General features: G+C 40.6%; 4 protein-coding genes and 1 pseudogene. All 5 read left to right on the forward strand.

Annotated elements, in window-relative coordinates:
• The first annotated feature begins 231 nt into the window (after window positions 1-231).
• A complete protein-coding gene (locus tag T325_RS00190; RefSeq protein ID WP_036909456.1) occupies window positions 232-1,266 on the forward strand; it encodes an AraC family transcriptional regulator in 1,035 nt (344 codons plus the stop codon).
• A gap of 148 nt (window positions 1,267-1,414) precedes the next feature.
• Window positions 1,415-1,936, forward strand: coding sequence for a hypothetical protein (locus T325_RS00195; RefSeq protein ID WP_156097607.1), 522 nt, complete (start codon window positions 1,415-1,417; stop codon window positions 1,934-1,936).
• Between the two features lie 5 nt (window positions 1,937-1,941).
• Window positions 1,942-3,423, forward strand: a complete 1,482-nt coding sequence (locus T325_RS00200) for a hypothetical protein (RefSeq protein ID WP_156097608.1) — start codon at window positions 1,942-1,944, stop codon at window positions 3,421-3,423.
• Between the two features lie 127 nt (window positions 3,424-3,550).
• Window positions 3,551-4,723, forward strand: coding sequence for an ATP-binding protein (locus tag T325_RS00205; RefSeq protein WP_036909460.1), 1,173 nt, complete (start codon window positions 3,551-3,553; stop codon window positions 4,721-4,723).
• 44 nt (window positions 4,724-4,767) lie between these two features.
• Window positions 4,768-5,213 (forward strand): annotated as a pseudogene (locus T325_RS00210) (fucose isomerase); the annotation flags it as partial.

The raw sequence follows: 5,213 nt of genomic DNA on the forward strand, positions 1-5,213 counted from the left end.
GCCGTTATGTTCGAGCACGCTGGTAAGTACCTGTGGGAGGTTCTCAAGTACATGGGTATCCCCGTTGAGGAGATCGACTACAACTTCCCCAAGGGCGATTACTACCCAACAGAGAATCCATTCGCATAAGTCGAATACATTCCCTAAATACCAAGCCGCAGCCCATTTCCGGGTTGCGGCTTTAAAAAACTATTTATGTACGAATATACTGCAATAATAATAAGTATCTGCATGACAGTAAGCCTGATTTGTGGCATATTGTTGTGGGCAAAGCGTAAAGAGGTATTCGACCATTCTCGCTTATTCTTGTCGGTTTTCTGTTTCTATGTGGTTGGGAAACTTGCTTTTTTTCTAGTAAGTAATATGGGTGATTATCTGACAGAATTCTCTGGGATGCTTTTTTCACCGCAGTTGACAATTGGAGGTCTTTTTGCTATTTCATTATTTATATGCTACCCGATAGAGGTGTTGCGCCCATGCAAACTGCGTGGAAAATGGTTAACTGTTCTCTTTCTCCCTTCTTTGTTCGCGTTGTTATTTCTGTACATACTGTCATTTCGGGAACTGCATTCTTTTAACGACTTGTGTAATTATATTGGCGACTTCGATGTGTTGCTACGTTTGCTATGCGTAGTTATGGTTGCGGTTATTTCACTTCTGCTACTCTTTATTCCTTATAATTGGCGTAAGTCGAGTGCTGATTACCACTGGATTCGTAACACAACTATTATTGCTCAGGTTCTTAGTGTATTTTTTTACATTCACGTTTTTACAAATTCCTCAGTACTTAATATTCTTCATGTGATATGGGGTGCATATGCGATATTTCATTTTACTTATTATGAATTGGCTGTGCGACTCCAACCACCTGTAGATAAAGAGTCGAAAGATTCTGGGCAAGTATCAGTCGAAAATCGTGTTTGTGAGTTGGGGGATACTATCGATTGTTGGCCACGTATTTGTCAGGTTATGGACGAGTGGGAAGAGTGGCGCAATCCTAATACGACTATAGATACAGTGAGCCATTCTGTGGGTACTAATCGAGTATATTTGGCTCGAAGCATCCGTGAGCACACAGGCTTAACTTTTAACGACTATATGAACCAGAAGCGTATCAATTATATGGCTAACCAGTTACGACGTGACCCTCAACAAGACCATAAAACACTTTATTTTGAGTCTGGTTTTCGCAGTCGTACATCTGCTTATCGAAACTTTGTAAAGTTTATCGGTTGCTCTCCTACCGACTTTGTTTCATCCTTATAGCCTTTTAACTTTCTAAATTTCAGTATTTTGCAAATTTGAAACCTTTTTTTTCGAATTTGCAACATAACGTTTTTATCTACTCTTTACTATTTTTGTATCTTTGCAATCAGATAATTGTCATATAACACGAAAATAAAAATTAAAATGTATGAAAAAAATTTTTTTGACTTTTGCTATTGTAATATACTGTACGATGGTAACAACAGTGTTAACAGCTTGTAGTAGTTCTGAGGACACCCCTGAGGTAGTGAACACACCTACTTTTGTTCAGACTACCTTTACATTCAGTGCCACACAAGACATGCTGGACTATTGTGATATCACGGTTAAGTATAACGATGGTACAGGTGAGAAGACAGAAAGCATGACTACAACCGAGTGGAAGAAAGTAATTAAATCAACTCTACCTGCCACTCACTCTTTCACTCGCATCGTAACTCTGAAGCCTGATAAGGACGCATCAAACGCAGAGAAATTATCTTATACTAATGGATATTATTTTGAGAGTGATATTCTGAATGGTAAAGGTGAAAGTATGAATGACGGATCGATTTTGAGTTCTACAGGTTCTTCAACTATAAGTGGCGCAAACTTTGTAAAAGCAGTGGCTGAAGGAACTTTTGATAAAACACGTAGTTTTTCGTTTGATAAAAAAGGTAATCTACAATAATAATTATGAAACAGTTTAGATTTTTATTTATGGTACTGGCCATGCTGCTATCTGTGGCGTGTAATACCGACGACAATGCTGTGGTAGGTATAATGGATGATTATCCATCAGAATCTCTGCCAGTTAACGACTTGATGACAGTTACTACCGACGTACCCGTAACCATTCTCGACTCCGACTATAGCAACGTAGCCAAGGCATTCATTAATCGTTTGAAACATCCGCTTAACGAAATAACAAACGATACTAAGGCTATCTTGATAAAAGGTAGCAACATAGCTCAGCACACGTCAGACAGTAAATTGTGGGAAGCTGTTGCCAATGGTGCTGTAATCATTATCGATCAACCTACGTTTAGCCAGATGCTAGATGCTATTTATCAGGTTTATCTGCCGGGTTTTACTGATGCAGATCCTGGCGAAGAAGAGCATGATACTCATATCTGCTATGATATACTAGCATTCGACAATCAATATAATTTCTATGAGTTGAATGATATCTATGACGAAGACAAGAATGAATCGGAGCAGACGATGTCGCCATATATGAATGGCCTTTATGCCGACCCATTGACAGGTTGGCTTAATGAAAAATACTCTGGGAAAGTTGCTACTATTAGGTCCGTTACACGTTCAGCATCGTCAGATCTTTCAGCCTTGATGAGCGCACAGAATTATACGCGAACATATACACTTAGGCCGTCAGGAGGTTATGCCTCGCGTTTGGAAAACCGTCAATGTGTATTCACCATATCCACTAATATCTGGGCAGCCTACAAGTTTGATGAAGATGCCGACTATTATATGATAGAACAGACAGTGCTTGGCAATAATAATAATTTCTGGATTGGTAGCTGGACTGGTGGAAAATGGAAGTATCAGGGGTTCTTCTTGTCGAGGATGACTGTAAATAATAGGCTGTTCCATAGCTCTGATAATTATGGTTCAGATAATGTATTAAAGCATAGCGATGGAGTTTATCTGCTTGATTTCTCGCCAGTAAGCACTTCGGGACAACATACTATTACTGTTGAAGAAAGCTGGAATCTGTCAGGTGAGGTGGGACTTTCTGGAGTAGCCTTAAGCGGTGGTGTTGGTGGTAGTGTCAGCAGTTCTTATAATGTACAAGATATGAGTATTACTGCCTTATGTGGCAACGACAATAACTGTTACAACAATGCTGCATGGCAATTCGACATCAGCACCGATAATTATGATTTCAGCGGGTGGTCGGGATATTCATTCCGCAAACCTCCATTGCTTGGAACAGATGCCTATAAGTCTGTCCAATGCTGGCAATGGAAAGTTGAGCATCCAAATAATTACGGCGACATCAAAATATTAACTGACCTTGGGTTCGACCATTCGTACAACAGCTATCGTAATAAGGTGTTCTCTGGGGAATCCTATACGGATAATTTTTTTAATGGTTGGTATTCTGAGTATATCACCATTCGCCCGCCGTATCGTGGAACTTCCAACGAATAATATAAACATTGTTTTTGTAAAATAATATTAAAATTGCACTGAAAAGTGTGCAAAATATCTAATTATTTGCACATTATTCAGTGCAATTTTGTATATTTGCCATAGTTTTTAGAATAATATCGGGCTTATGGATACATCGCTTATTGCTTTTATGGAGAGTCAGTTGGAGCAAACCACTTCAACATTTCATCGGTATATGTACCCTCAAATAGCGTGGGATTCACGTATGTTCGGGCTGATAGGTCCACGAGGAGTAGGAAAGTCAACCATGTTTCTACAATATATCAAAGAACATCGACACGAAAAACAGATGCTATATGTATCAGCAGAGCATATCTATTTTACCACACATACGCTGATTGAAGTTGCCGATACATTTGCCATTGAGGGCGGACAGCAGCTTTTTATTGACGAAATCCATAAATACGAGAACTGGTCGAGGGAATTAAAACAAATATACGATGCTCATCCCGAAATGAAGATAGGTTTTACAGGTTCCTCTGTGTTGGACATCTCCAAGGGACAATCTGATTTAAGTCGAAGGGCGCTTATCTTCACAATGCAAGGACTGTCGTTCAGAGAGTATCTAAGTATGTTTCATGATATTAATGTGCCTGTGTATGCTTTAGACCAGATACTACACCATGAAGCCAGAATACAGTCGTTACTACATCCGATACCTCTTTTCCGTGAGTATCTGCAGCATGGGTATTATCCCTTTGCCGCTGAGGGAAATTTCGACATGCGCCTGCATCAGGTAGTAAACCAGACGATGGAAGTTGACATTCCACAATTTGCCAATATGACACCCGCTACTGGGAGAAAACTCAAGAAACTTCTAGCAGTAATTGCACAGAGTGTTCCGTTTAAACCAGTGATGGATTCGCTATCAACCGTTATCGGAACCAGCCGTAATGTACTTCCAGATTATTTCCTCTATATGGAACAAGCTGGAATGATTGGTCAGTTGCGTGATAACACTAGTGGCATCAGAGGCATCGGCAAGGTTGAGAAAGTATATTTGGATAATACCAATCTGGCCTATGTGTTAGGAGGTCAGGCTACAGATACTGGCAATATCCGCGAAACATTCTTCTACAATCAACTTCGTGTTACTACTAATGTCATCAGCTCTCGTATCAGCGACTTTACGATTGATGGAAAGACATTCGAGGTTAGTGGTAAAAAAAAGGGGAAGAAACAGATAGCTGATGTTACAGAAGGCTATGTAGTGCGTGATGATATCGAATATGGTTCTGATAACTTTATCCCCCTATGGGCTTTTGGTTTGATGTATTAATATAAAAAAGAATACATTAGACTTATGAAATTGGGTTTAGGGCGGGTGCTGGTAACAAGATTCCTTCAGTTCTGCCTAAGCTCGCTCAGTATGAGCTGACTCTGACCGACTGGATCGAGGGTCACAAGGGTTCACGCCAGTTCGTAGCTATGGCCAACAAGTGCTGGCCTGCATTCCAGACCATGTTCGGTTTCGTACCTTGCTACGTTAACAGCCGTCTTACAAATCGTGGTATCCCCGTAGCTTGTGAGGTTGATATCTATGGTGCTCTGTCAGAGTACATCGGAACATGTATCACCGAGGATGCTGTTACACTGCTCGACATCAACAACTCTGTACCTCAGGATATGTACGAGGAGAGCATCAAGGGCAAGAAGTTCGAGTGCGACACCTATACAGAGAAGGAAATCTTCATGGGCTTCCACTGTGGTAACACCGCTTCAAGCAAGGTTTGCAACTGTCAGATGTGCTTCCAGCGCATTATGGCCCG

This window comes from Prevotella sp. FD3004 (assembly GCF_000746155.1).
GTDB lineage: Bacteria > Bacteroidota > Bacteroidia > Bacteroidales > Bacteroidaceae > Prevotella.

Bases quoted from the DNA above. Each gene is read 5' to 3' on its own strand.
- T325_RS00200 (WP_156097608.1), top strand. From the start codon at position 1,942: ATGAAACAGTTTAGATTTTTATTTATGGTACTGGCCATGCTGCTATCT.
- T325_RS00190 (WP_036909456.1), top strand. From the start codon at position 232: ATGACAGTAAGCCTGATTTGTGGCATATTGTTGTGGGCAAAGCGTAAA.
- T325_RS00195 (WP_156097607.1), top strand. From the start codon at position 1,415: ATGAAAAAAATTTTTTTGACTTTTGCTATTGTAATATACTGTACGATG.
- T325_RS00205 (WP_036909460.1), top strand. From the start codon at position 3,551: ATGGATACATCGCTTATTGCTTTTATGGAGAGTCAGTTGGAGCAAACC.